Annotated in this window: 21 protein-coding genes and 1 pseudogene; 10 read left to right on the top strand and 12 right to left on the bottom strand. The window is 64.6% G+C overall.

What is annotated here, in order from left to right; all coding sequences use genetic code 11:
- Positions 1–38: 38 nt before the first annotated feature.
- From ACFTOW_RS11720 to ACFTOW_RS11705, 4 genes are all read right to left on the bottom strand, one after another.
- Positions 39–1046 carry an LLM class flavin-dependent oxidoreductase gene (locus ACFTOW_RS11720; protein WP_379915864.1) on the bottom strand — a complete coding sequence of 336 codons (1008 nt, stop codon included), beginning with the start codon at positions 1044–1046 and terminating at the stop codon, positions 39–41.
- A 102-nt stretch (positions 1047–1148) separates the two neighbouring features.
- Complete coding sequence (locus tag ACFTOW_RS11715; protein WP_379915862.1) at positions 1149–1697, bottom strand: ABC transporter ATP-binding protein; 549 nt, start codon at positions 1695–1697, stop codon at positions 1149–1151.
- Between the two features lie 31 nt (positions 1698–1728).
- Positions 1729–1947, bottom strand: a complete 219-nt coding sequence (locus tag ACFTOW_RS11710; RefSeq protein ID WP_379915860.1) for a hypothetical protein — start codon at positions 1945–1947, stop codon at positions 1729–1731.
- Positions 1911–2240: a hypothetical protein gene (locus tag ACFTOW_RS11705; RefSeq protein ID WP_379915858.1), complete on the bottom strand. Its 330-nt coding sequence runs from the start codon at positions 2238–2240 to the stop codon at positions 1911–1913. Before ACFTOW_RS11705 ends, ACFTOW_RS11710 begins: the two co-directional genes overlap by 37 nt.
- 105 nt (positions 2241–2345) lie before the next feature.
- On the opposite strand from ACFTOW_RS11705, the gene ACFTOW_RS11700 reads away from it, so the two are divergent.
- Together ACFTOW_RS11700 and ACFTOW_RS11695 are read left to right on the top strand one after the other, a co-directional pair.
- Positions 2346–3209 carry a YihY/virulence factor BrkB family protein gene (locus tag ACFTOW_RS11700; RefSeq protein WP_379915855.1) on the top strand — a complete coding sequence of 288 codons (864 nt, stop codon included), beginning with the start codon at positions 2346–2348 and terminating at the stop codon, positions 3207–3209.
- Between the two features lie 93 nt (positions 3210–3302).
- Entirely contained in the window at positions 3303–3719 is a 417-nt protein-coding gene (locus tag ACFTOW_RS11695) for a DUF1801 domain-containing protein (protein ID WP_379915853.1), read from the top strand.
- Between the two features lie 84 nt (positions 3720–3803).
- Here ACFTOW_RS11695 and ACFTOW_RS11690 read toward each other — a convergent pair whose 3' ends face one another.
- The 8 genes from ACFTOW_RS11690 to ACFTOW_RS11655 form a co-directional block, all read right to left on the bottom strand.
- On the bottom strand, positions 3804–4826 hold the full coding sequence (locus ACFTOW_RS11690; protein WP_379915851.1) for an aspartate-semialdehyde dehydrogenase: 1023 nt from the start codon (positions 4824–4826) through the stop codon (positions 3804–3806).
- Between the two features lie 67 nt (positions 4827–4893).
- Positions 4894–6072, bottom strand: coding sequence for an MFS transporter (locus tag ACFTOW_RS11685; RefSeq protein ID WP_379915849.1), 1179 nt, complete (start codon positions 6070–6072; stop codon positions 4894–4896).
- Between the two features lie 73 nt (positions 6073–6145).
- Positions 6146–7207, bottom strand: coding sequence for a branched-chain amino acid ABC transporter permease (locus ACFTOW_RS11680; protein ID WP_379915847.1), 1062 nt, complete (start codon positions 7205–7207; stop codon positions 6146–6148).
- Positions 7204–8235: a branched-chain amino acid ABC transporter permease gene (locus ACFTOW_RS11675; protein ID WP_379915845.1), complete on the bottom strand. Its 1032-nt coding sequence runs from the start codon at positions 8233–8235 to the stop codon at positions 7204–7206. Before ACFTOW_RS11675 ends, ACFTOW_RS11680 begins: the two co-directional genes overlap by 4 nt.
- Positions 8236–8353: 118 nt before the next feature.
- Positions 8354–9091 carry an ABC transporter ATP-binding protein gene (locus tag ACFTOW_RS11670; RefSeq protein ID WP_379915843.1) on the bottom strand — a complete coding sequence of 246 codons (738 nt, stop codon included), beginning with the start codon at positions 9089–9091 and terminating at the stop codon, positions 8354–8356.
- Positions 9084–9848, bottom strand: a complete 765-nt coding sequence (locus tag ACFTOW_RS11665; protein WP_379915840.1) for an ABC transporter ATP-binding protein — start codon at positions 9846–9848, stop codon at positions 9084–9086. The genes ACFTOW_RS11670 and ACFTOW_RS11665 overlap by 8 nt, the downstream gene beginning before the upstream one ends.
- Before the next feature lie 54 nt (positions 9849–9902).
- Positions 9903–11078, bottom strand: a complete 1176-nt coding sequence (locus tag ACFTOW_RS11660) for a substrate-binding domain-containing protein (RefSeq protein WP_379915838.1) — start codon at positions 11076–11078, stop codon at positions 9903–9905.
- 99 nt (positions 11079–11177) lie between these two features.
- On the bottom strand, positions 11178–11720 hold the full coding sequence (locus tag ACFTOW_RS11655; RefSeq protein ID WP_379915836.1) for a helix-turn-helix transcriptional regulator: 543 nt from the start codon (positions 11718–11720) through the stop codon (positions 11178–11180).
- Positions 11721–11795: 75 nt separating this feature from the next.
- Between ACFTOW_RS11655 and ACFTOW_RS11650 the strand changes: the two genes are divergently transcribed.
- From ACFTOW_RS11650 to ACFTOW_RS11615, 8 genes and pseudogenes are all read left to right on the top strand, one after another.
- A complete protein-coding gene (locus ACFTOW_RS11650) occupies positions 11796–13091 on the top strand; it encodes an acetylornithine deacetylase/succinyl-diaminopimelate desuccinylase family protein (RefSeq protein WP_379915878.1) in 1296 nt (431 codons plus the stop codon).
- A gap of 80 nt (positions 13092–13171) precedes the next feature.
- Positions 13172–14647, top strand: a pseudogene (locus tag ACFTOW_RS11645) (ABC transporter substrate-binding protein).
- A gap of 138 nt (positions 14648–14785) precedes the next feature.
- Positions 14786–15733, top strand: a complete 948-nt coding sequence (locus ACFTOW_RS11640) for an ABC transporter permease (RefSeq protein ID WP_379915833.1) — start codon at positions 14786–14788, stop codon at positions 15731–15733.
- Positions 15730–16545, top strand: a complete 816-nt coding sequence (locus ACFTOW_RS11635; RefSeq protein ID WP_379915831.1) for an ABC transporter permease — start codon at positions 15730–15732, stop codon at positions 16543–16545. Before ACFTOW_RS11640 ends, ACFTOW_RS11635 begins: the two co-directional genes overlap by 4 nt.
- Complete coding sequence (locus ACFTOW_RS11630) at positions 16542–18149, top strand: ABC transporter ATP-binding protein (RefSeq protein WP_379915828.1); 1608 nt, start codon at positions 16542–16544, stop codon at positions 18147–18149. The genes ACFTOW_RS11635 and ACFTOW_RS11630 overlap by 4 nt, the downstream gene beginning before the upstream one ends.
- Positions 18139–19593 carry an aldehyde dehydrogenase family protein gene (locus ACFTOW_RS11625; protein ID WP_379915826.1) on the top strand — a complete coding sequence of 485 codons (1455 nt, stop codon included), beginning with the start codon at positions 18139–18141 and terminating at the stop codon, positions 19591–19593. Before ACFTOW_RS11630 ends, ACFTOW_RS11625 begins: the two co-directional genes overlap by 11 nt.
- Positions 19590–20747, top strand: a complete 1158-nt coding sequence (locus ACFTOW_RS11620) for a winged helix-turn-helix domain-containing protein (RefSeq protein ID WP_379915824.1) — start codon at positions 19590–19592, stop codon at positions 20745–20747. The genes ACFTOW_RS11625 and ACFTOW_RS11620 overlap by 4 nt, the downstream gene beginning before the upstream one ends.
- 27 nt (positions 20748–20774) lie before the next feature.
- Entirely contained in the window at positions 20775–21518 is a 744-nt protein-coding gene (locus ACFTOW_RS11615; protein WP_379915822.1) for an SDR family oxidoreductase, read from the top strand.
- The last annotated feature ends 101 nt before the right edge of the window (positions 21519–21619 follow it).

Genomic DNA, 21619 nt, shown 5'->3' with positions numbered 1-21619 from the left:
GAAGAGGGCTGGCCCGATGATCCGGGCCAGTTGCAGTGTTACGCTGCCGCCGGGGCGCGGCGCAGGTCCGCCAGGACATCGGCGGCAATTTCGAACGACCTGACCCGCGCGGCGTGGTCATGGATCATCCCGGTGACCATCAGCTCGTCGGGCTGGAACGTGTCGATCAGCAGGCCAAGCTGCTTTTTCACCGTCGCGGGCGAACCGGTGGCGGAACATGACAGCGACTGCTGCACCTGCTGCATGACGGGTGCCGGAATCTCGGCCTCGACTTCGTGGATCGGGCGCGGCAGCTTGCCGGGCCGACCGGTCCGCAATCGCGCGAACGCCAGCAGTTGCGACGAGCGCAGGAACGCCGCCTCGGCATCGGTGTCGGCGGCGCAGACCCCGGCGGCCATCATCACATGAGGTTTGTCCAGATGCGCGGATGGTCGGAAGGTGCTGCGATAGACCGCCAGCGCCTGCTCCAGCATGGCCGGGGCGAAATGCGACGCAAAGGCATAGGGCAGACCCAGATAGGCGGCCAGTTGTGCACCATAAAGGCTGGACCCGAGAATCCAGACCGGAACATGGGTGCCGGTGCCGGGGATGGCGCGCACCTGCGGGGTGTCGGAGGCATCATCGAAATAACCGATCAGCTCCTGCACGTCCTGGGGAAAGCTGTCCTCGGGGGCCATGTGACGGCGCAGCGCGCGGGCCGTGGCCATGTCGGTGCCGGGCGCGCGGCCCAGCCCCAGATCGATCCGCCCCGGATAGAGCGTGGCAAGCGTGCCGAACTGCTCGGCAACCACAAGCGGCGCGTGGTTGGGCAGCATGATGCCCCCTGCCCCGATCCGCATGGTCCGCGTCGCGGCGGCCACATGGCCGATCACCACTGCAGTCGCCGCACTCGCGATGCCCGGCATGTTGTGATGCTCGGCCAGCCAGTAGCGGTGATAGCCGGACCGCTCGGCCGCACGCGCCAGATCGACGGTCGCGGCAAGGGCATCGGCGGCGGTCTTGCCCTCGGGGATGGGCGAGAGATCGAGGAGTGAGAAATTTTGCATGCAAGCCTCCGTTTGCAGAATAGGTAATCATCCCGCACGGTCGCGCCAAGGCCATTGTGGTTTTGCCATACCTTGTAAGCAGGTTCACCGGGCGGGAAAAGGCTAGGCCAGCATCCCGATCACCTCGCGCTGCGTGATCGGATCAAGGCGCGAGGTCGGTTCGTCCGCGAACAGGAAACGCGGCTTGGCCAGCATGGTCCGCAGCAGGGCAAGCCGCGGCAGCTCACCCCCAGATACGGCACCGGGGCGATGGGCCAGTAACACATCGCCAAGGCTGATTTTACCGCAGCCGGATGGCCCGGTTACGCCAAGGATGCGACCGGTCTTCAGCGCCAGATCCAGCCCTTGGACCTGTCTTTGCCCGCCACGTGACAGGGCAAGCCCCTGCGCTTGCAGAACGGTGTCATCGCTGCCCGAATGTGGCACCGGCGCTGGCCAATGCTGCGGGTTCGCCGCGATCAGGTCGCGCGTATAGCCTGCCTTTGGTTTCGCGAAAACCTCGGCGGTGGTGCCGGTTTCGACCACGGCACCCTGCCGCAGCACGATCATCCGCCGGCCGATCATCCGGGCAAGCGCCAGGTCATGGGTGATCACCAGCAGCCCGCCGCCCTTGCGCAACTCGCCCAGCAACAGGGCCGTCGCGCAATTCAAACCGCCAGGTCAGACCGTCTTCGGACATGCTTCAGTCGGTTGCCAGCCCGGGACGCAGCCATCCCTGAGGGTCTGCGTCGACCGGCGCTTCGGAAATGCCCATGCGGATGAAGATATGCCCACTGGTCGAAGGTTCGGGCGACTGGATCTCGAACGGGGCCACCACGTCGATGGATGTGTCTGCAAGCGCAGGCAGGCCAAGCCCAAGACAGATCAGCGTGGCAAGGAGCGGGCGCTTGATGTGCTGCAATTCGTCATCCTTGGTTTTGTGTTCCGATCACCCGGCGGATCACATGCATCACGGGAAATTATGTTAAAATTTGCCATGCTATAACATAACGTATTGCAAGACCGATTTCGCAGGATGCCTGCGGCCAGCCCGCCGATATCCAGCGCGGCGCGTTCGATCTGCGCCAGCACCATGAGGGCCAACTTGGTAAGGCGCAGGCCGACAGGCGTCAGATACAGCCTGTTGCGGTCGCGCATCACGATGAGACTGCCGACGATCTTCTCCAGATCCGCGATCTGCTTGCGATGCTGCAAACGGTCTGACAGGCACGGCCGGCTTTCCGCATCATGTGAAGCGACTGTGCGGAACCTTGCCGGTCCTCTCAACGTTGACCCTCAACGACTTCAAAAGGAGAGCTCATGGGCAGTGCCCGCACGACTGACGATACTGACGGTTCGAAACGCCAACGGGCGATCGGGCTGGGCAAGCGGCTCTGGACCCAGGTGAACGAGGATCACGTGGGGCTGATCACGGCGGGCGTCGCGTTCTATGGCCTCCTTGCCCTGTTCCCGGCAATCACCGCGCTGATGGCGATTGCCGGCTTGCTGGTGGACCCCGATCGCATCGTGGCGCAGTTGCAGCAGTTTTCCGACATCGTGCCCCAAGAGGTCATGTCGATCGTTGTCGGGCAGGCGTCGGCCATTTCGGGCAGTGGCGGCGGTGGTCTGGGGCTTGCGGCGATGCTTGGTATCGGCTTTGCGGTCTGGTCGGCATCCCGGGGCATGGCCTCGCTGATCGAAGGGATGAACGTGGCCTATGGCGAAAAGGAAACGCGTGGCATCGTCAAACTGAAGGCGGTGACGCTGGCGCTGACCCTGCTGGTGGTGATCGGAATCATCATCGGGATGCTGGCGACCATGGCGGTGCCGGTGGCGCTGTCCTTTGTCCAGCTTGGCACCCTTGGCAATGTCGTCAGTTTCGCCCTTGCCTGGGGAGTGCTGCTGATCTTCACCTTCGGGGGGCTGTCGGTGATCTATCGCTTTGGCCCGGACCATGCCAGACCCCGCAGCCAGAACCACATGACACCGGGCGCGCCGGTGGCCTGCCTGCTGTGGGTTCTGGCATCGGGTGGATTTGCCTTCTACGTCAGCAATTTCGGGTCCTACAACGAAAGCTTTGGCGCGCTGTCGGGGGTGATCGTGCTGCTGTTGTGGCTCTGGATCTCGGCCTATGTTATCCTGCTCGGGGCCGAACTGAACGCCGTGACCAGACCGCGCCCGTGATGTGATCTGCACAGCCATTCCTTCAACGGCAAACTTTCTATACCGCACAAACCGTCATTCGACCGCTGCGGACCCGGATGATATAGTCGCACCATGCAAGACAGCGCGAACCCGAACCTTTCCTCCAGCGGCAATCCCAAAATCGCCAAGGGTGATGGCGATGCGCCGGTCAAGGCCTATCTGGACGCGATGCCCGGTTGGAAAAGCGGGGTCGGGCACCGGCTGGACCAGATCGTCGTGCGGTCCCTGCCAGATGTCCGCAAGGCCGTCCGATGGAACACGCCCCTTTATGGCAAGGACGACGGATGGTTCTTTGCCATGTACTGCTACAAGAAATATGTGCAGCTTACGTTCTTTCGCGGCGAAGATCTGATTCCGGCTCCACCCAAAGGGTCCAAGGTGGAGGGTGTCCGATATTTCAATATTCACGAAAGTGATGCGTGGGACGAGGCCATGATGGCCGACTGGATGGCGCAGGCGATCAAGCTGCCGGGCGTCAAGCTGTGGTAGCTTGCGTGTCGCTGTCCCTCGGCCCCACCAACGCAAAAGGCCGGACGCTTTCGCGCCCGGCCCCGGCTGGTTCCGTCGCAGGACTCAGCCCTTTTTCAGAACCTCACGGCCCAGCAGTTCGGCGATCTGCACCGCGTTCAGGGCAGCGCCCTTGCGCAGGTTGTCGCTGACGCACCACAGGTTCAGGCCGTTGTCGATGGTGCTGTCCTGCCGGATGCGGCTGATAAACGTGGCGAAATCGCCCACGCATTCGGTCGGCGTGACGTAGCCGCCATCCTCGCGCTTGTCGATCACCATGATGCCCGGGGCCTCGCGCAGGATATCGCGGGCCTCATCCTCGTCCAGATGATCCTCGAACTCGATGTTGATCGCCTCGGCGTGGCCAACAAAGACCGGCACGCGCACGCAGGTCGCGGTGACCTTGATGCTTGGATCGACGATCTTTTTCGTCTCGACGACCATCTTCCATTCTTCCTTGGTCGACCCGTCTTCCATGAACACGTCGATCTGCGGGATGACGTTGAAGGCGATCTGCTTCTGGAACTTCTTGGGCGGCACCTCGGACGTGGGGTTGTAGACCGACTTGGTCTGGTCCCACAGCTCGTCCATGCCATCCTTTCCGGCACCGGACACGGATTGATAGGTGCTGACCACCACGCGCTTGACCGTGGCCCGGTCATGCAGCGGCTTCAGCGCCACCACCATCTGCGCGGTCGAGCAGTTGGGATTGGCAATGATGTTCTTTTTCGAATAGCCGTGGATGGCCTGCGGGTTCACCTCGGGGACGATCAGGGGAATGTCCGCGTCGTAGCGATACAGGCTGCTGTTGTCGATCACGACGCAGCCGACCTTGGCCGCCTTGGGTGCATAGGTCTTGGTCGCGTCCGAGCCGATGGCGAACAGCGCGATGTCCCATCCGGTGAAATCGAATGTGTCCAGATCCTCGGTCTTGAGCGTTCTGTCGCCAAAGCTGACCTCGGTGCCGAGGCTGCGGCGGCTGGCCAGCACGGCGATCTTGTCCACCGGAAACTGGCGTTCCGCGAGGATGTTCAGCATTTCCCGGCCCACATTACCCGTGGCACCGACGACGACGACGTTATACCCCATTTCGGGTGCTCCTTTCGTTTCAGGACGCGCGTTACCTACAGGACGCGCGCGGTAAGGGAAAGGGGGGTCAGTCCAGCCGGTCCTGACAGAAGGCATAGACCAGCAGCCCCACCGCCAGCAGCGCCGCGAAAAACCCGAACAGCACCTGATATGGATAGACCGGCCCCTGCCCCGCCGCCACGGCCCCGGCATGAAGCTGCCCGGTGATCACCTGGAACACGCCGACACCGCCGATGGAAAACAGGTTCATCAGCGTCACACCCCGCCCGGTCAGATGCGCGGGCACAAAGCTGCGGCCATGGGCCATGATGACGGGAAAGGACAGGCCGAACATGCCGATCACCGCACACAGCGCCACCGACAGCCAGAACCCGCCCTCGGGCATGAAGGCCAGCACGGCACAGGACAGCATCACCACCGCGTTGCCACCAAAGATCACCCATTTGCGCGTGCCAAGCAGGCGATCCAGCGGACCATACAGGAACGTGCCCACGATCATCGCCACCCCCATCAGCAGCGTGGCCTGCCCCAGCACCGCCGGGTTCGCGCCGTACACATCGGTCATGTACGGCCCGATCCACAGGCCCCGGATACCGGCGGCCGGTGCGTAGTTGACGGTCACCAGCGGCAGGATCAGCCAAAGTGCCGGGATGCGCAGCACGTCCAACACCGACCCGCGCGGCTGATCCACCAGCTTGGGCGGGTCTTGCACCGTTGCCAGAACGCCGCCCGCGATCAGCACCGCAACGGCGGACAGGCCCCACAGGCTTTCGCGCCAGCCGAAAGTCTCGACCGCCCATGTCAGCGGTGCCGCGCTGGCAAGGTTACCGATCGAGCCGGTGCCGATCATCACCGCGCCCAGCGTGGCGAACATGGCAGGGGCGAACATGCGGGCAAAGATGTAATACGAGGCCATCAACACCGGCGCACAGCCCACCCCGATCAGCGACATGGCGATCCAGATATGCGCAGGCGTGGTGGCCACGGCGAATATCGCCGCACCGCCTCCGCCGCCGATGGCCAGCAGCACAGCGGCCGTCAGGCGCGGACCGACCCGGTCCAGCGCCTCGCCGATGGGCAGTTGCATCAGCGCGAAGGTCAGGAACCACATGCCCGAGGCAAAGGCCAGATCGTCGGGTGTGACCCCCAGATCGGTTTGCAGGATGCCGGACAGAACCGCCAGAAAGGCGCGGAAGAACTGGCTGAGAACATAGGCCGCACACAGCAGCACCAAGCCTGCGATCATCGTCCCGCCCTCCCCTGCAACGCGATGCGCCGTGTGGGTCGCATGGCGCCGGGCAAGATGCAAGGCCGTGAGGTTACGGCCTGCGACCCTGCCGCAACCGCCCCACGATGCCGGTGGGAAAGAAATAGATGCTGAGGATGAACAGCACGCCCAGCCACAGCAGCCAGCGGTCTGCGTTCAGAAGATCGGGCAGGATCGGCACGCCCGCCACGGCCCCTGCGGCCACGCCCATCAGCCCCTGCAGATAGTTCTGCGCCAGCACCAGCAGCACCGCGCCGATCACCGCGCCATACATCGTGCCCATGCCGCCGATCACCACCATCAGCAGGATATCGACCATGATGTCGAAACTCAGCACCGTGTCGGGCCCGACATAGCGCAGCCAGATCGCATAGAGCGCCCCGGCCAGCGCCGCGACAAAGGCCGACAGGCAGGTGACGGTGACCCGATAGGCAACAACGCGATAGCCGATCGCCTCGGCCCGGAAATCGTTTTCGCGGATCGCCTGCAACACCCGGCCAAAAGGCGAGTTGACCACCCGCAGCATCAGCAGAAACAGGATCAGCGCGCTGAAGAAGATCAGGTAATAGGCCAGCAGCCGCCCGTTCAGCCGCACGCCGAACAGCTCGTCCCCGAACCGGAACGCCGGGGTCAGTTCGCGCGGGATGCTGAAGCTCAGACCGTCCTCGCCCCCGGTCAGCGCCGACAACTGGCTGACCAGAACCGCCACCGCGCTGGCCACGGCCAGGGTGATCATGGCAAAGAAGATCGCGCGCACCCGCAGGCTGAACAGCCCGATCAGGAACGCAATCGCAGCCGCCAGCAGCGCGCCTGCCAATGCACCGACCGCCACAGCATCAAACCCGCGGCCCATATGGGTGCTGGCCAGCGCCACGCCATAAGCCCCCATGCCAAAGAACATCGTGTGGGCAAAGCTGACGATGCCGCCATAGCCCAGCATCAGGTCATAGCTGGCCACCAGAACGATGAAGATGCAGATCCGCGCCGCCGTATCGACCGAGCGGATGCCAGGAAACAGGAACGGGGCCGCGGCCAAGGCCACCAGGATCACCAGCAGAACCACCGCCAGAACGGGCGACCGCGGCGTATCGCCGGACAGAAGTTTCACGATCATTTCGCTTTCACCACCGGAATCATGCCCTGCGGGCGCCACATCAGGATGGCGACCATCAGGGCGATATTGGAAATCAGCGCCAGCTTGGGTTCCAGAAAGGCGGTGTAGTTCTGCAACAACCCCACCAGCAGCGCGCCAATGAAGCAGCCCTCGACACTGCCAAGGCCGCCGATGATGACCACGATGAAGATCAGGATCATCAGATGCTGGCCCATATGGGCGGTGATCACCTCCTGATACAGCCCCCACATCACGCCGCCCAGACCGGCAAGGGCCGAGCCTGCAATGAACACGCCGATGAACACCAGCCGCAGACGATAGCCCAACGCCTCGACCATCTCGCCATTCTCGACGCCCGCGCGCACGATCAGGCCAATCTTCGTCCGGCGCAGGGTGAACCGCATGGCCAGGAAAAGCACCAGACCGATGCCCACCGCCAACAGGCGGTATTTCTCGACCGCAGCCCCCCAGAAGGTGAACGCGCCCTTCAGCGCCTCGGGACGCAGCAGGTAGATCTCTTCGGGCCCCCACAGCACGATGATCATCTGCTCCACAACGATCAGGCCGCCCATGGTGACAAGGATCTGCTTGAGATGCGCGCCATAGACGGGTTTGACGATCACGCGCTCGAACGCCCAGCCCAGAACACCGGTGGCCACCATCGCCGCCGCCACGGCCGCCAGGATCGCCAGCAAATTCAGCGTCAGCGACGGCGCCTCGGTCATGTGGCCCAGCAAAAGCAGGATCGAGATGCCCACGAACGCACCCACCGAAATGAACACGCCATGGCCAAAGTTGATCACATCCATCAGGCCGAACACCAGTGTCATGCCCGATGCCATGATGAAGATCATCATCCCCATCGCCAGACCCGACACGGTCAGCGTCAGCCAGGATGACATCGACGGGATCGCCAGCAGGCCAAACAGCATGATCGCGGGGATCAGCAGAACGGGGACATGCGGGCCCAGACGCTCGGCCAGACCGGCGCGCGACATGGTGGGCCGGTGGTCGGGTGCAGCGGTCATCGTGGTCCCCTGTTCATCTTGCCGGAAAAACTCCCGCCGGAGGCGCGGAAAATTTCCGATTTTCCGCGGAAATTTCTTTTCAAGAAATTTTCCGCCGCTTCGATTGACTGCCGTGCGATCAATGCCCCGCCTCCATGCTCAATCCCATCAGCCGTTCCTGCAAGGCCGCATCCCCCGCCAGTTCGGCCATCGCCCCGGTCCAGACGACGCGGCCGTCATCCATCACCACCGCGCGGTCGCCCAGCGCGCGGGCGACGCTGAAATTCTGCTCCACCAGCAGGATCGAGGCACCCTGCGACTTGAGCTGCCTCAGCGCGTTCGCCATGGTGGACACGATCGCCGGGGCCAGCCCCTTGGTGGGCTCGTCGATCAGGTACAACCGGCGCTCCTCGACCATGGCGCGGGCGATCGACAGCATCTGCTTCTGCCCGCCCGACAGGTTGCCGGCATGCCCCTTCCAGAAGGTCTTGAGCGGCGGAAAAACGGTGAACAGCCAGTCCAGACGCGCCGCATCAACCGGGCCCGAGCTGGCGGCCAGCACCATGTTCTCTTCGACTGTCAGATCGCTGAACACGCCCATGTTTTCCGGCACATAGCCCACGCCCAGCCGCGCGATCGCGGGCGTGGGCAGCGCCGCGATATCCTGCCCGTCCAGCACGATCTGGCCGGATTTGGCCCGCCAGTGGCCCATGATGCTGCGCAGGGTCGTGGTCTTGCCCACGCCGTTGCGGCCCAGAACCATGGTGACCTGCCCGCGCGGCACATCAAACTCTACCCCTTGCAGGATATGGTACTGCGCGATGTCGGTATGAACGCCCGACAGGCGCAGCATCGGGTCCGCTTCGGTGTCAGACATCGGCCAGTTCCTTGCCCATGTAAGCCTCCTGCACAACGTCGCTGGCCATCACGGTGGCCGGTTCGCCATCGGCGGCCAACTGGCCGTTGTGCAGAACGATGATGCGGTCCGACAGCCGCGCGATCACGTCCATCTTGTGCTCCACCAGCAGGATGGTCCGGTCCTTCTGCGCCTTCAGCTCGGCAATCAGGTCCAGCACCACCGGGGCCTCGTCCACGCTCATGCCGGCCGTTGGTTCGTCGAACATGTATACCGCCGGGTCCAGCGCGATCAGCAGCGCCACCTCCAGCTTGCGCTGATCGCCGTGCGACAGCTCCGACACCAGCTGCGCGCGCTTGTCATGCAGGCGGACACGGGTCAGGATCGCCACCGCCTTGTCCGTCACCTCGGAATGGCCGGACGCCATGGACAAAAGACGAAACCCCAGCCCGGCCTTGGACTGGATCACCAGCCGCACGTTCTCCAGCACGGACAGGTTGGGAAACAGGTTCGTCAACTGGAACGCCCGGCCAATCCCCGCCCGCGTGCGATGCGAAATGCCGTCGCGGGTAATGTCGCGCCCGTTCAGCACAACGCGCCCCGCGCTGACCGGTATCTGCCCGGAGATCAGATTGAAATAGGTGGTCTTGCCCGCACCGTTGGGGCCAACGATGGCCGTCAGTTGCCCGGCATTGAACGAACATGTCACGGCATCGACCGCCACATGCCCGCCAAAGCGCACGGTCAGATCGTGCGTTTCCAGAATGACCCTGCTCATGAAGAAACCTTTTTGCGCGCGGGGCCGGGCGTGCCAGCCCCGCGCGGTTTGCGATTACTGGTTGCGGATCGGGATCGGCAGATCGTCGATGGTCAGTTCCCTGACCAGTTCCGGTATCGCCCATTCCACGCCGTCATCCACGCGGATCTTGAAGTGATACATGGACTGCAGCGCCTGGTGATCCTCGGCACGGAACTGCATCATGCCCTTGGGGGTCATCCATTCCATGCCCTTCATCGCGGCGATCAGGTCTTCTGTATCCGTGCTGCCCGCCTTCTTGATCGCCTCGACCACGGCGATGCCGGTGGTCATGCCGCCCGCGGTGAAGAAATCGGGCGGGCTGCCGAACCGTTCCTGATGCTGCTCTACCAGCCAGTCGTTCACCTCGTTGTCGGGCAGTTCATAGTAGTAATAGATCGCGCCCTCCATGCCCGGGAATTCCTTGTAGCCGCTCATCGCGGCAAGGATGTTGCCCCCGGTGGCCAGTTCGATGCCAAAGCGGCCGGGATCCATCGCGTTCAGCTTGCCCATCGGGTTGTTGCCGCCCGCCCAGAGGACAAAGATCTTCTTGTCGCCTTCGATATCCTTCATCGCGTTGAAGATACGCTCGCCCGCCGCGGTAAAGTCGGTGGTGTCCGTGGGCACGTATTCCTGATGCACGATCTCGGTCCCGGTGCCTTCCAGCGCCTCTTCGAACGCCGCGACGCCATCGCGACCAAAGGCATAGTCCTGCGCCAGTGTTGCGATCTTCACGTCGGGGCCGGCCATGGCAATCGCCTGTGCTACCGCATCATGGCTGCTGTTGCGCCCGGTGCGAAAGATAAAGCGGTTCCAGTTCTCGCCGGTGATGCTGTCGGCCACGGCCGGATGCACGATCAGCAGCTTTTCATACTCTTCCGCAACCGGCAGCATGGCCAGCGCCACGCCGGAACTGACCGGGCCGATGGCCAGCGCCACGTCGTCGTCGCCATAGGCCTCTTCCAGCAGGGCCTTGCCGTTCTCGGGCTTGAGCTGGGTGTCCTTTTCGATCACGACGATCTTTTCGCCGTTGATCTCCATCGTGCCGCCGGTGGCGTATTCCAGCCCCAGCATCAGCCCGTCATGCGATTGCTTGGCATAGGCCTCAAGCGCGCCGGTCTTGCCGTAGATATGGGCGATGGTGATATCGGCCATGGCCGCATTGGTCAGCGCGATGGCCGAGACCATGCCTGCCGCAAAAATGCGTTTCATCTGATGTCCTCCCTTGCGGCGATTTTGCCGCGTTCTCTGCCGCCCATCATGGGGCCAAGGAGGCACTGCCTGTCAATGCGTAGAACTGCGTAAGCCCGTTCATCCCAGGCGGCTGAGCCGCGCCAGAAGACGCGCGGCGTTGGGCACGTCGAACTTTCGCAGCAGACGCGCGCGCACATCCTCGACCGTGCGGGGCGACAGGTGCAGTTTCTGCGCGATTTCCTTGGATGTCATGCCCCGCGCCAGCCACATCAGCACATCGCGCTCGCGCGGCGTCAGGGCCGGGCCGGCGGCGGCCCCGGCCATGGGCGCAAAGCTCAGGACCATGCGCGCCAGCGGCGCATCGGGTGTCAGGGTGCGGGCGCGAAACCGGCACCACACCCGGCTGCCATCTGCGCGCCGCAACATGCGCTCGTCGCAATAGGCCCCGTCCCGGCGCAGCGCGTCCAGCCCGATGTCGCGGACCTGCGCAAACTCGGCCTCGGTGTCATAGAACAGGCGGAAACTCTGCCCCACCAGCGTCTGTGCCGCATGGCCCGACATCTCGGCAAAGGTCGCGTTGACCGCCTGGATCACGCGATCCTCGGTCAGCACCAGCCCGATGGGGGCGGCATCGAAGGCGATATGGGACAGATTGTTCATCGCCGTAGTCCTACGGTATTCACACCGTACTGTCATCCCGCCATCATGCCCGACAGCCAGACAGGGGGACAGATGATGGACCAGCAAGACCGGTTGATGCAGGAAATCGAGGCGCGGCGCGAGGATCTGACCGCGCTGTGTCAGGATCTGATCCGCATCCCCACCCTCAACCCCCCGGGCGACAATTACCGCGCAATCTGTGAATTCCTGGAGCGTCGCCTGACGAAATCGGGCTTTGAGTGCGAGTTCATCCGCGCCCACGGGGCCAAGGGCGACAGCGACAAATACCCCCGCTGGAATCTTGTCGCCCGCCGCGAAGGCGCGCATCCCGGCGACTGCGTGCATTTCAACAGCCACACCGACGTGGTCGAGGTCGGGCGCGGCTGGACGACCGATCCGTTCGGCGGCGAGGTCAAGGATGGCAAGGTCTATGGCCGCGGGGCCTGCGACATGAAGGGCGGGCTGGCCGCCAGCATCGTCGCCGCCGAGGCCTTCATCGCAGTCTGCCCCGATTACGCTGGCGCGATAGAGATCAGCGGCACCGCAGACGAGGAATCCGGCGGGTTTGGCGGCGTCGCCTATCTGGCCGAACAGGGCTATTTCAGCCCCCAGCGCGTGCAGCACGTCATCATCCCCGAGCCGCTGAACAAGGACCGCATCTGCCTTGGCCATCGCGGCGTGTGGTGGGCCGAGATCGAAACCTATGGCGAGATCGCCCACGGCTCGATGCCGTTCCTCGGCGACTGCGCCGTGCGCCACATGGGTGCCGTGGTGCACGAGATGGAGGAAACCCTGTTTCCGGCCCTCGCGCTGAAACGCACCGACATGCCGGTGGTGCCCGAGGGGGCCAAGCAGTCGACGATGAACATCAATTCCATCCATGGCGGCGAAAACGAGCAGGAGGCCGATTACACCGGCCTGCCCAGCCCTTGCGTGCCCGACAGTTGCCGGATGGTCATCGACCGCCGTTTCCTGATCGAGGAAAACATCGACGACGTGCAGGCCGAGATCCACGCCGTCCTGCAGGCGGTCAAGGACCGGCGCGCGACCTTTTCCTACGATGTGCGCGAGTTGCAGCGCGTCCTGCCCAGCATGACCGAGAAAAGCGCCCCGGTGGTGCAGACCGTGGCCCGCGCGATCACCCGCGTGATGGGCACCGACCCGCAATACGTGGTCAGCCCCGGCACCTATGACCAGAAACACATCGACCGGATCGGACGGTTGCAGAACTGCATCGCCTATGGCCCCGGCATCCTGGATCTGGCGCACAAGCCCGACGAATACGTGGGCATTCAGGACATGGTCGATTCCGCCAAGGTGATGGCCAGCGGCCTGCTGGATCTGCTGGGGCCGCCTGCTGCGGCTTCTTGATCCTGCGCCGCTTTGGCGCGACACTGGTCGCAGATGATCCGATCCGGGGCAGCCGGACGGCAATGACAGGGAGTTTGACAATGAAACTGACAAAACTTGGCACGGCGGCGGTTCTGGCCGGTCTGCTGGCCACAACGGCCCACGCCCGCACCGACATCATCGTCGGCATGCAGCTTGAACCACCGCATCTGGACCCGACCAGCGCCGCCGCCGGGGCCATCGACAGCGTGCTTTACGCCAACGTGTTCGAAGGTCTGACGCGGTTCATGTCCGACGGCTCGGTCGTGCCCGGTCTGGCCGAAAGCTGGGATATCTCCGAGGACGGCACCGTCTATACCTTCAATCTGCGCAGCGGCGTGACCTTTCACGACGGCACCGATTTCGATGCCGAGGACGTGAAGTTCAGCCTCGACCGCGCCCGCGCCGAGGACAGCCAGAACGCGCAAAAGGCACTGTTCGCCGATATCGACACGGTCGAGGTGGTGGACCCGCAGACCGTGCGCATGACCCTGTCGGCACCCAACGGCGCGTTTCTGTTCAACATGGCCTGGGGCGACGCGGTGATCGTCGCGCCCGAAAGCATCGACAACATCAAGCAGCAGCCCATCGGCACCGGCGCGTTCAAGTTCTCGAACTGGGTGCAGGGCGACCGGATCGACATCGTGAAGAACCCCGACTACTGGGGCGAACCGGCCAAACTGGACCGAGCAACCTTCAAGTTCATCAGCGATCCGACCGCCGCCTTTGCCTCGGTCATGGCCTAGGACGTGCATGTCTTCTACGGCTTTCCCGCGCCGGAAAACCTGCCGCAGTTCGAGGCCGATCCGCGGTTTCAGGTCATCGTCGGCTCGACCGAGGGTGAGACGATCCTGAGCACGAACAACAAGATGCCCCCGTTCGACAACATCAAGGTGCGTCAGGCGCTGGCCCATGCGATCGACCGGCAGGCCATCATCGACGGTGCGATGTTCGGGCTGGGCACGCCCATCGGTACGCATTTCGCGCCGCACAACCCCGATTACGTGGACCTGACCGGGATGTCCGAATACGACCCCGAGAAGTCCAGGGCGCTGCTGGCCGAGGCCGGGTTTGCCGATGGCTTTACCACCACGCTGAAACTGCCGCCGCCGTCCTATGCGCGGCGCGGGGGCGAGATCATCGCCGCCCAACTGCGCGACGTGGGGATCGAGACCGAGGTGACCAACCTGGAATGGCCGCAATGGCTGGAACAGGTGTTCACCGGCAAGGATTTCGGCCTGACCATCGTCAGCCACACCGAACCCGCCGACATCAACATCTATGCCCGGCCCGATTACTATTTCCAGTATGACAATCCCGAGTTCCAGCAGTTGATGACCGATCTGGACCTGACCGCCGATCCCGAAGGCCGCTCGGAGATCCTGAAATCCGCACAGGAAATGATCGCCCGCGACTACGTCAACGGCTACCTGTTCCAGCTGGCGCAGATCAGCGTGGCCAATGCAGATGTGCAGGGCCTGTGGGAAAACGCGCCCACGCAGGCCACCGACCTGACGGCGGTGTCCTGGGCTGAGTGACGCAAACGCCGCTGGCGCCTGCGCTGGCGGTCCCCGTCGGAGCCTCCGGCGGGAGTTTATCTGGCAAGATGAAGGGGGAGGGCACGCCCTGCCCCTTTTTCATCGCACCTTTCATGGCGACGATCGGAACAGGGCAGCATGCTGCGATTTGCACTCAAAAGACTGGTGACGCTGCTGCTGACGCTATGGGTGGCGTCGCTGGTGATCTTCCTGTCGTTGCAGGTGGTTCCGGGTGATCCGGCGGCCTTCATGCTGGGCATGAACGCACAGCCCGACACGGTGGCCGCCCTGCGCGCCGAACTAGGGCTGGATCAGGGACCGGCGCAGCGATATCTGACCTGGGTCGGCGGCATGCTGGTGGGCGATTTCGGCACGTCCTATACCTATCGCACGCCGGTGGCACAGATGATCGCCGACCGGGTGCAGGTCAGCCTGCCACTGGCGCTGTATGCGCTGACGCTGTCCACGCTGATCGCCTTTCCCGCCGGGATCTGGGCCGCGTCGCGCCGGGGCCGGGCGGCGGATGTGACGGTGATGGGGGTCACGCAACTGGGCGTGGCGATCCCGAATTTCTGGTTCGCCATGATCATGGTGCTGATTTTCGCCATCAACCTGCGCTGGTTCAGCGCGGGCGGCTTTGCCGGATGGGACGCAGGCGTGTTGCCCGCGATGAAGTCTCTGACCCTGCCCGCCATCGCCCTGGCCCTGCCGCAGGCCAGCATCCTTGCGCGGGTGATGCGGTCTTCGCTGCTCGATACCCTGTCCGAGGATTTCATCCGCACCGCCCGCGCCAAGGGGCTGACCAAGGGCCAGGCGCTGTGGCGCCATGCCCTGCGCAACGCGCTGATCCCGGTGCTGACCATCATCGGGCTGCAATTCGCATTTCTTCTGGCGGGGGCCATCATCATCGAAAACGTGTTCTTTCTGCCGGGCCTCGGGCGGCTGGTGTTCCAGGCGATCAGTTCGCGCGACATCATCGTGGTGCAATCGGTGGTGATGCTGCTGGTCTTTGCCGTGGTGATGGTGAATTTCGCCGTCGATCTGGCCTATGCCGCCGTTGACCCGCGGCTGAGGGGGCAGGCATGACCCGCAGCCTTATCCTTGGGGCGGCCCTGACCGCCGTGTTCGTGCTGGCCGCGCTGATCAGCCTGATCTGGGTGCCGTTCGACGTGACGCAGATGGACATCGCCAACAAGATCAAGCCGCCCAGCGCCGCGCATCCGCTGGGCACCGACCACTTTGGCCGCGATATCCTGAGCATGATCATGGTCGGCGCGCGCACCTCGATTGCCGTGGCGCTGGTGGCGGTGGCCATCGGCATGGGGCTGGGCGTGCCGCTGGGTCTGGCCGCTGCTGCGCGCAAGGGCGGCTGGCTGGACGAACTGATCATGCGGGCCAACGATCTGGTCTTTGCCTTTCCCTCGCTGCTGATCGCCATCATGATCACCGCCGTTTTCGGCGCATCGGCGCTGAATGCGATCATCGCCATCGGGATTTTCAACATCCCGGTCTTTGCCCGTCTGACCCGCTCGGGCGCGCTCTCGCTGTGGACCCGCGATTTCGTGCTGGCCGCGCGGGTGGCCGGCAAGAATTCGGCGCGCATCAGCGTCGAGCATATCCTGCCCAACGTCACCAACCTGCTGATCGTGCAGGGCACGATCCAGTTCAGCCTTGGCATTCTGGCCGAGGCGGGCCTGTCCTATGTCGGCCTTGGCGCGCAGCCGCCCACGCCCAGTTGGCGCCGGATGCTGGCCGACAGTCAGACCATGGTCAGCTTTGCACCCCACATGGCGCTGTTTCCCGGCCTTGCGATCCTGCTGACGGTGCTGGGGCTGAACCTGATGGGCGACGGTCTGCGCGACATGTTCGACCCCAAACTGCGGCGGGTGCGGACATGACCCTTTTGCGTATCGACAACCTGTCGCTGGACATTCACACCATGCCCATCCTGCGCGACGTGTCGCTGTCGGTGGATGCCGGGCAGATCGTCGGCGTGATCGGCGAAAGCGGCTCGGGCAAGTCGATGACCGCGTTTTCCGTCACCCAGCTTCTGCCGCAGGGCGCGGTATGTTCGGGGCGGATCGCGCTGTCCGGCCATGAAATCCTGACCCTGTCCGAGGCGCATCTGTGCCGCCTGCGCGGGCGCGAGGTGTCGATGGTGTTCCAGGAACCGATGACCGCGCTGAACCCGTTGCAAAGCATCGGCGATCAGGTGGCCGAGACGATCCTGATCCACGAACGCACCACCCGCGCGGCGGCGATGGAGCGTGCCGCCGAGGCGCTGGCCCGGGTAGAACTGCCGCAGGATCGCTTTCCGCTGTCGCGCTATCCGCACGAGCTTTCGGGCGGGCAGCGCCAGCGCGTGGTGATCGCCATGGCCATCGCGCTGCGCCCCAAACTGCTGATCGCGGACGAGCCGACAACCGCGCTGGACGTGACCACACAGGCGGAAATCCTGCATCTGCTGAAACGGCTGGTGCAAGAGGACGGCATGGGCCTGCTGCTGATCAGCCATGATCTGGCAGTGGTGGCCGACATGGCCGACCATCTGGTCATCATGCGCCATGGCGAGGTGGTCGAACAGGGCCCCGCGCAGACCCTGCTGCGCGAGATGCGCCACCCGTATTCGCTGGCGCTGCTGGCGGCGTCCGATCACGTGCCCGACCGGCAGGGCCAGCCGCAGGAAACGCCCTTGCTGCGGGTGCAGGACGTGGTCCGCGACTATGCCACCCCGCGCAAGGGACTGTGGGGCAGCCCCGGCACGTTCCGTGCGGTGGGCGGTGTGTCCTTCGACATCCATCGCGGTGAAAACCTGGGCCTTGTGGGCGAATCCGGCTGCGGCAAATCAACCCTGACGCGGGCGATTCTGGGGCTGGAACAGGTGCAGGGCGGCTCCATCACGCTGGACGGCGAGCCGGTGTTCACAGGGCACACCCCCAACCGCGCCGTGCGTCGGCGCATGCAGGTGGTGTTTCAGGACCCCTACGGCAGCTTCAACCCCCGCCACAAGGTTTCGCGCCTGATCTGCGAACCCTTCCACCTGCTGGACGACCCACCCAAAGGGCCCGCGCGCGACGCCGCGATTGCCGGGGCGCTGGAAAGCGTTGGGCTGACCGCAGCAGATGCCGACAAGTATATCCACGAATTTTCCGGCGGTCAGCGGCAGCGTATCGCGATCGCCCGCGCCCTGATCATCAAGCCCGACCTGATCATCCTGGACGAGGCGGTGTCGGCGCTGGACGTATCCGTGCGCGCGCAGGTTCTGGACCTGCTGGCAGACCTGTCCGACCGCTTTGGACTGACCTATCTGTTCATCAGCCATGACCTGTCAGTTGTGCGCTCGATCACCGACCGCGTGCTGGTGATGCAAGCGGGCGAGATCGTCGAGCAAGGCAAGACCGGACAGGTCTTTGCCAACCCCCAACACCCCTATACGAAACAACTGATCGCAGCCGCGCCGCAGCTGCCCGACGACGTAAGGAAACAGGCCAATGCACGCTGATCTCTCTCTCTGGTTCGACCCGTCGAAATGCCTGATCGCGGGCCAATGGGTCGCCCCGGCGCAGCGCGGCACCCTGCCGCTGTTCAACCCCTCGACCGGCGCGCAGATCGGTGACATCGCCCGTGGCACCGCCGACGACATCGACGCCGCCGTGCAGGCCGCCGAGGAGGCCCGCCACGGCCCATGGGCGCGCCTGTCCGCCGCCGAGCGCGGGCGCATCCTGCTGCGCCTTGGGCAACTGGTGACCGAACGGATCGACGATCTGGCCCGGATCGAGGCGCTGGATGTCGGCAAGCCGCTGAAACAGGCGCGCGCCGATGCGGTGGCGCTGGCGCGCTATTGCGAATTCTATGGCGGGGCGGCGGACAAGCTGATGGGCAGCACCATCCCCTACCTGGATGGCTACACCGTCTATACCCTGCGCGAACCGCATGGGGTGACAGGCCATATCGTGCCCTGGAACTATCCGATGCAGATCATCGGACGCTCGGTGGGCGCGGCGCTGGCCACCGGCAACACCTGCGTGTTGAAACCGGCCGAGGATGCCTGCCTGACCGCGCTGGCCTTTGCCGAGATGGCCAAGGACGCGGGCCTGCCCGATGGCGTGCTGAACGTGGTGCCGGGGCTGGGGTCCGAGGCGGGCGCGGCACTGACAGCCCATCCCGGCATCCACCACATCAGCTTTACCGGATCGGTCGGCACCGGCATCATGGTGCAGACGGCGGCGGCGCAGAACGTGGTGCCGGTGACGCTGGAACTGGGCGGCAAATCCCCGCAGATCGTGTTCGACGATGCCGATCTGGACGCGGCCCTGCCGTTTCTTGTCAACGCGGGCGTGCAGAACTGCGGTCAGACCTGCTCGGCCTCGTCGCGCATCCTTGTGCACCGCTCGGTCCACGATCAGCTGCTGGAGCGTATGGCCGCGCGTTACAACGCCCTGCGCGTCGGCGCGGCGATGGACGATCTGGATGTCGGGCCGCTGATCTCGGCCAAGCAGCAGGGCATCGTCGCGGGCTTTCTGGCGCAGGGGGCCGATCTGGAAACCGCCGCACAGGCCACGCTGCGCGACCTGCCCGAACAGGGCTATTACCTGCCGCCCACCCTGTTTTCCGGTGTCACCGCCGATCATGCTTTGGCCCAGACCGAGATTTTCGGCCCGGTGCAGGTGGTCATCCCCTTCGATGACGAGGAGCAGGCGGTGCAGATCGCCAACGGCACCGACTATGGGCTGGTGGCAAGCGTCTGGACACAGAACGGCGCACGGCAGATGCGTCTGGCACGCCGTGTGCGCGCGGGGCAGATCTTCATCAACAATTACGGCGCGGGCGGCGGGGTCGAACTCCCCTTCGGCGGCATGGGCAAATCCGGCCATGGCCGCGAAAAGGGGTTCGAGGCGCTCTATGGCTTCACCACGCTGAAAACCGTCGCCGCGTTCCACGGGTGACCGCGCCTCTTGCAATACCCAACCGCGATGCGCGGCGGCTGTGGCTGTGGTCGAACGGGCTGGCCCCCGCGCCCACCGGGCCGCTGGACGTGGCAGGCACGATCCGCGCGCTGGGTCTGTTGCAGATCGACACCATCCGCAACGTGACCCGCGCGCACAACCACATCCTGTGGACCCGCAACCAGAATTACCGCGAGGGGATGCTGTGGCCCCTGCTGGAACAGCGCCGGTTGTTCGAGCATTTCACCCATGATGCCAGCCTGCTGCCGACCGAATTGCTGCCATACTGGTCCGTACAGTTTCGTCGCCTGGGCGACCGCGCCGTCCGCGCGCCCTGGTATCAATCGGGGCTGGGCCAGGCCGAGGTCGCCCGCATCCGCGACCGCATCGCGCAAGAAGGACCGCTTTCGACCCACGCCTTTGACACCAAGGCGGAAAGCCGCGAAATGTGGGCACGACCACCGCACAAAAAGGCGCTGGACCAGATGTGGTACGCGGGCACGCTGGCCACGTCCCACCGTCAGAACTTTGTCAAATACTACGATCTGGGCGCACGGGTGTTCCCCGATCACGACGCCCCGCCCGAGCATGAGGCCCTGACCCGGATCAGCGATGATGCGCTGAACCGTCTTGCCATCGCCACGCCCGGCGAGGTGCAGCGGTTCTGGGCAGTCGCCACCGCGCCGGAAATCCGCGACTGGGCGGCGCGGGCCGAAACCGTGCCGGTGCGCGTGCAGGCGGCGGATGGCACATGGCGCGACGCACTGGCCCATCCCGACATCGAAACCCGGCTGGCCATCGCGCCCGCGCCAACCACACGCCTGCGTATCCTAAACCCGTTCGACCCGGCCATCCGGGACCGCGCGCGGCTGGAGCGCCTGTTCGGGTTCGAGTATCGCAACGAGATGTTCGTGCCCGCCGATCAGCGCCGCTGGGGCTATTACGTCTATCCGCTGCTGCAAGGCGACCGCTTCGTGGGCCGGATCGAGATCAAGGCCGACCGCGCCGCAGGCTGGCTGCGGGTCACAGGCTTCTGGCCCGAGCCGGGTGTCGCGTGGGGCGCGCCACGCGCTGAAAAACTGGACGCCGAACTGGCACGCTTTGCCCGTATGGTGGGCCTGACCGACATTCAATGGAGCACGGCCCGTCCCTGACGCGCCAAACTTGAGGGAGAGAACGATATGAGACTCAGCGGAAAGACAGCCATCGTGACCGGCGGGGCCAGCGGATTCGGCGCAGGCATCGTGCGCAAATTCGTGGCCGAAGGCGCGCAGGTGATGATCGTCGACCTGAATGCCGATGGCGCGGACGCGCTGGCGGCCGAAGTCGGCAACGACAGCTTTGGCCATGCCTGCAATGTCGCCAACGGCGGCGCGGTGGACGAGATGGCCAAGGTCGCGCTGGAGCGCATGGGCCATGTCGACATCCTGATCAACAACGCCGGCGTCACCCATCTGCCCAAACCGATGGAAGAGGTCACCGACGAAGAATTCGACCGCGTCTTTCTGGTCAACTGCAAATCGGTCTACCTGACCGCGCGCGCGCTGGTGCCGCACATGAAAACCCGGGGCGGCGCGATCCTGAACGTGGCCTCGACCGCCGGTTTGTCGCCCCGCCCCAACCTGAACTGGTACAACGCGTCCAAAGGCTGGATGGTGACGGCGACCAAGACCATGGCCGTGGAACTGGCCCCGCGTCAGGTCCGGGTCAACGCGCTCTGCCCTGTGGCCGGGGAAACGCCCCTGCTGTCCAGTTTCATGGGCGAGGACACGCCGGAAATGCGCGCGAAATTCCTGTCCACCATCCCCATCGGGCGGTTCTCCACCCCCGAGGACATGGGCAACGCCGCCTGTTTCCTGTGCTCGGACGAGGCCAGCATGATCACTGGCGTGGCCATGGAAGTCGACGGCGGGCGCTGCATCTGATCTTGGCCCGTTCGGCCACCACGCGGGGCCACCAGCCCCGCGACACGGCCCCGTTGCGGCGGGCGACAGTTGTGTGGGCAGTGGCAAGATGCGGTTGCGAG

Origin of the sequence: Lacimonas salitolerans (assembly GCF_042677865.1) — a bacterium.
GTDB classification, from domain to species: Bacteria; Pseudomonadota; Alphaproteobacteria; order Rhodobacterales; family Rhodobacteraceae; genus Lutimaribacter; species Lutimaribacter salitolerans.
The sequence above is the reverse complement of the archived record's forward strand: the minus strand, read 5'-3'. Positions and strand labels throughout refer to the sequence as shown.

Bases quoted from the DNA above. Each gene is read 5' to 3' on its own strand.
- ACFTOW_RS11720 (WP_379915864.1), bottom strand. From the start codon at position 1,046: ATGCAAAATTTCTCACTCCTCGATCTCTCGCCCATCCCCGAGGGCAAG.
- ACFTOW_RS11700 (WP_379915855.1), top strand. From the start codon at position 2,346: ATGGGCAGTGCCCGCACGACTGACGATACTGACGGTTCGAAACGCCAA.
- ACFTOW_RS11695 (WP_379915853.1), top strand. From the start codon at position 3,303: ATGCAAGACAGCGCGAACCCGAACCTTTCCTCCAGCGGCAATCCCAAA.
- ACFTOW_RS11690 (WP_379915851.1), bottom strand. From the start codon at position 4,826: ATGGGGTATAACGTCGTCGTCGTCGGTGCCACGGGTAATGTGGGCCGG.
- ACFTOW_RS11685 (WP_379915849.1), bottom strand. From the start codon at position 6,072: ATGATCGCAGGCTTGGTGCTGCTGTGTGCGGCCTATGTTCTCAGCCAG.
- ACFTOW_RS11680 (WP_379915847.1), bottom strand. From the start codon at position 7,207: ATGATCGTGAAACTTCTGTCCGGCGATACGCCGCGGTCGCCCGTTCTG.
- ACFTOW_RS11675 (WP_379915845.1), bottom strand. From the start codon at position 8,235: ATGACCGCTGCACCCGACCACCGGCCCACCATGTCGCGCGCCGGTCTG.
- ACFTOW_RS11670 (WP_379915843.1), bottom strand. From the start codon at position 9,091: ATGTCTGACACCGAAGCGGACCCGATGCTGCGCCTGTCGGGCGTTCAT.
- ACFTOW_RS11665 (WP_379915840.1), bottom strand. From the start codon at position 9,848: ATGAGCAGGGTCATTCTGGAAACGCACGATCTGACCGTGCGCTTTGGC.
- ACFTOW_RS11660 (WP_379915838.1), bottom strand. From the start codon at position 11,078: ATGAAACGCATTTTTGCGGCAGGCATGGTCTCGGCCATCGCGCTGACC.
- ACFTOW_RS11655 (WP_379915836.1), bottom strand. From the start codon at position 11,720: ATGAACAATCTGTCCCATATCGCCTTCGATGCCGCCCCCATCGGGCTG.
- ACFTOW_RS11650 (WP_379915878.1), top strand. From the start codon at position 11,796: ATGGACCAGCAAGACCGGTTGATGCAGGAAATCGAGGCGCGGCGCGAG.
- ACFTOW_RS11640 (WP_379915833.1), top strand. From the start codon at position 14,786: ATGCTGCGATTTGCACTCAAAAGACTGGTGACGCTGCTGCTGACGCTA.
- ACFTOW_RS11635 (WP_379915831.1), top strand. From the start codon at position 15,730: ATGACCCGCAGCCTTATCCTTGGGGCGGCCCTGACCGCCGTGTTCGTG.
- ACFTOW_RS11630 (WP_379915828.1), top strand. From the start codon at position 16,542: ATGACCCTTTTGCGTATCGACAACCTGTCGCTGGACATTCACACCATG.
- ACFTOW_RS11625 (WP_379915826.1), top strand. From the start codon at position 18,139: ATGCACGCTGATCTCTCTCTCTGGTTCGACCCGTCGAAATGCCTGATC.
- ACFTOW_RS11615 (WP_379915822.1), top strand. From the start codon at position 20,775: ATGAGACTCAGCGGAAAGACAGCCATCGTGACCGGCGGGGCCAGCGGA.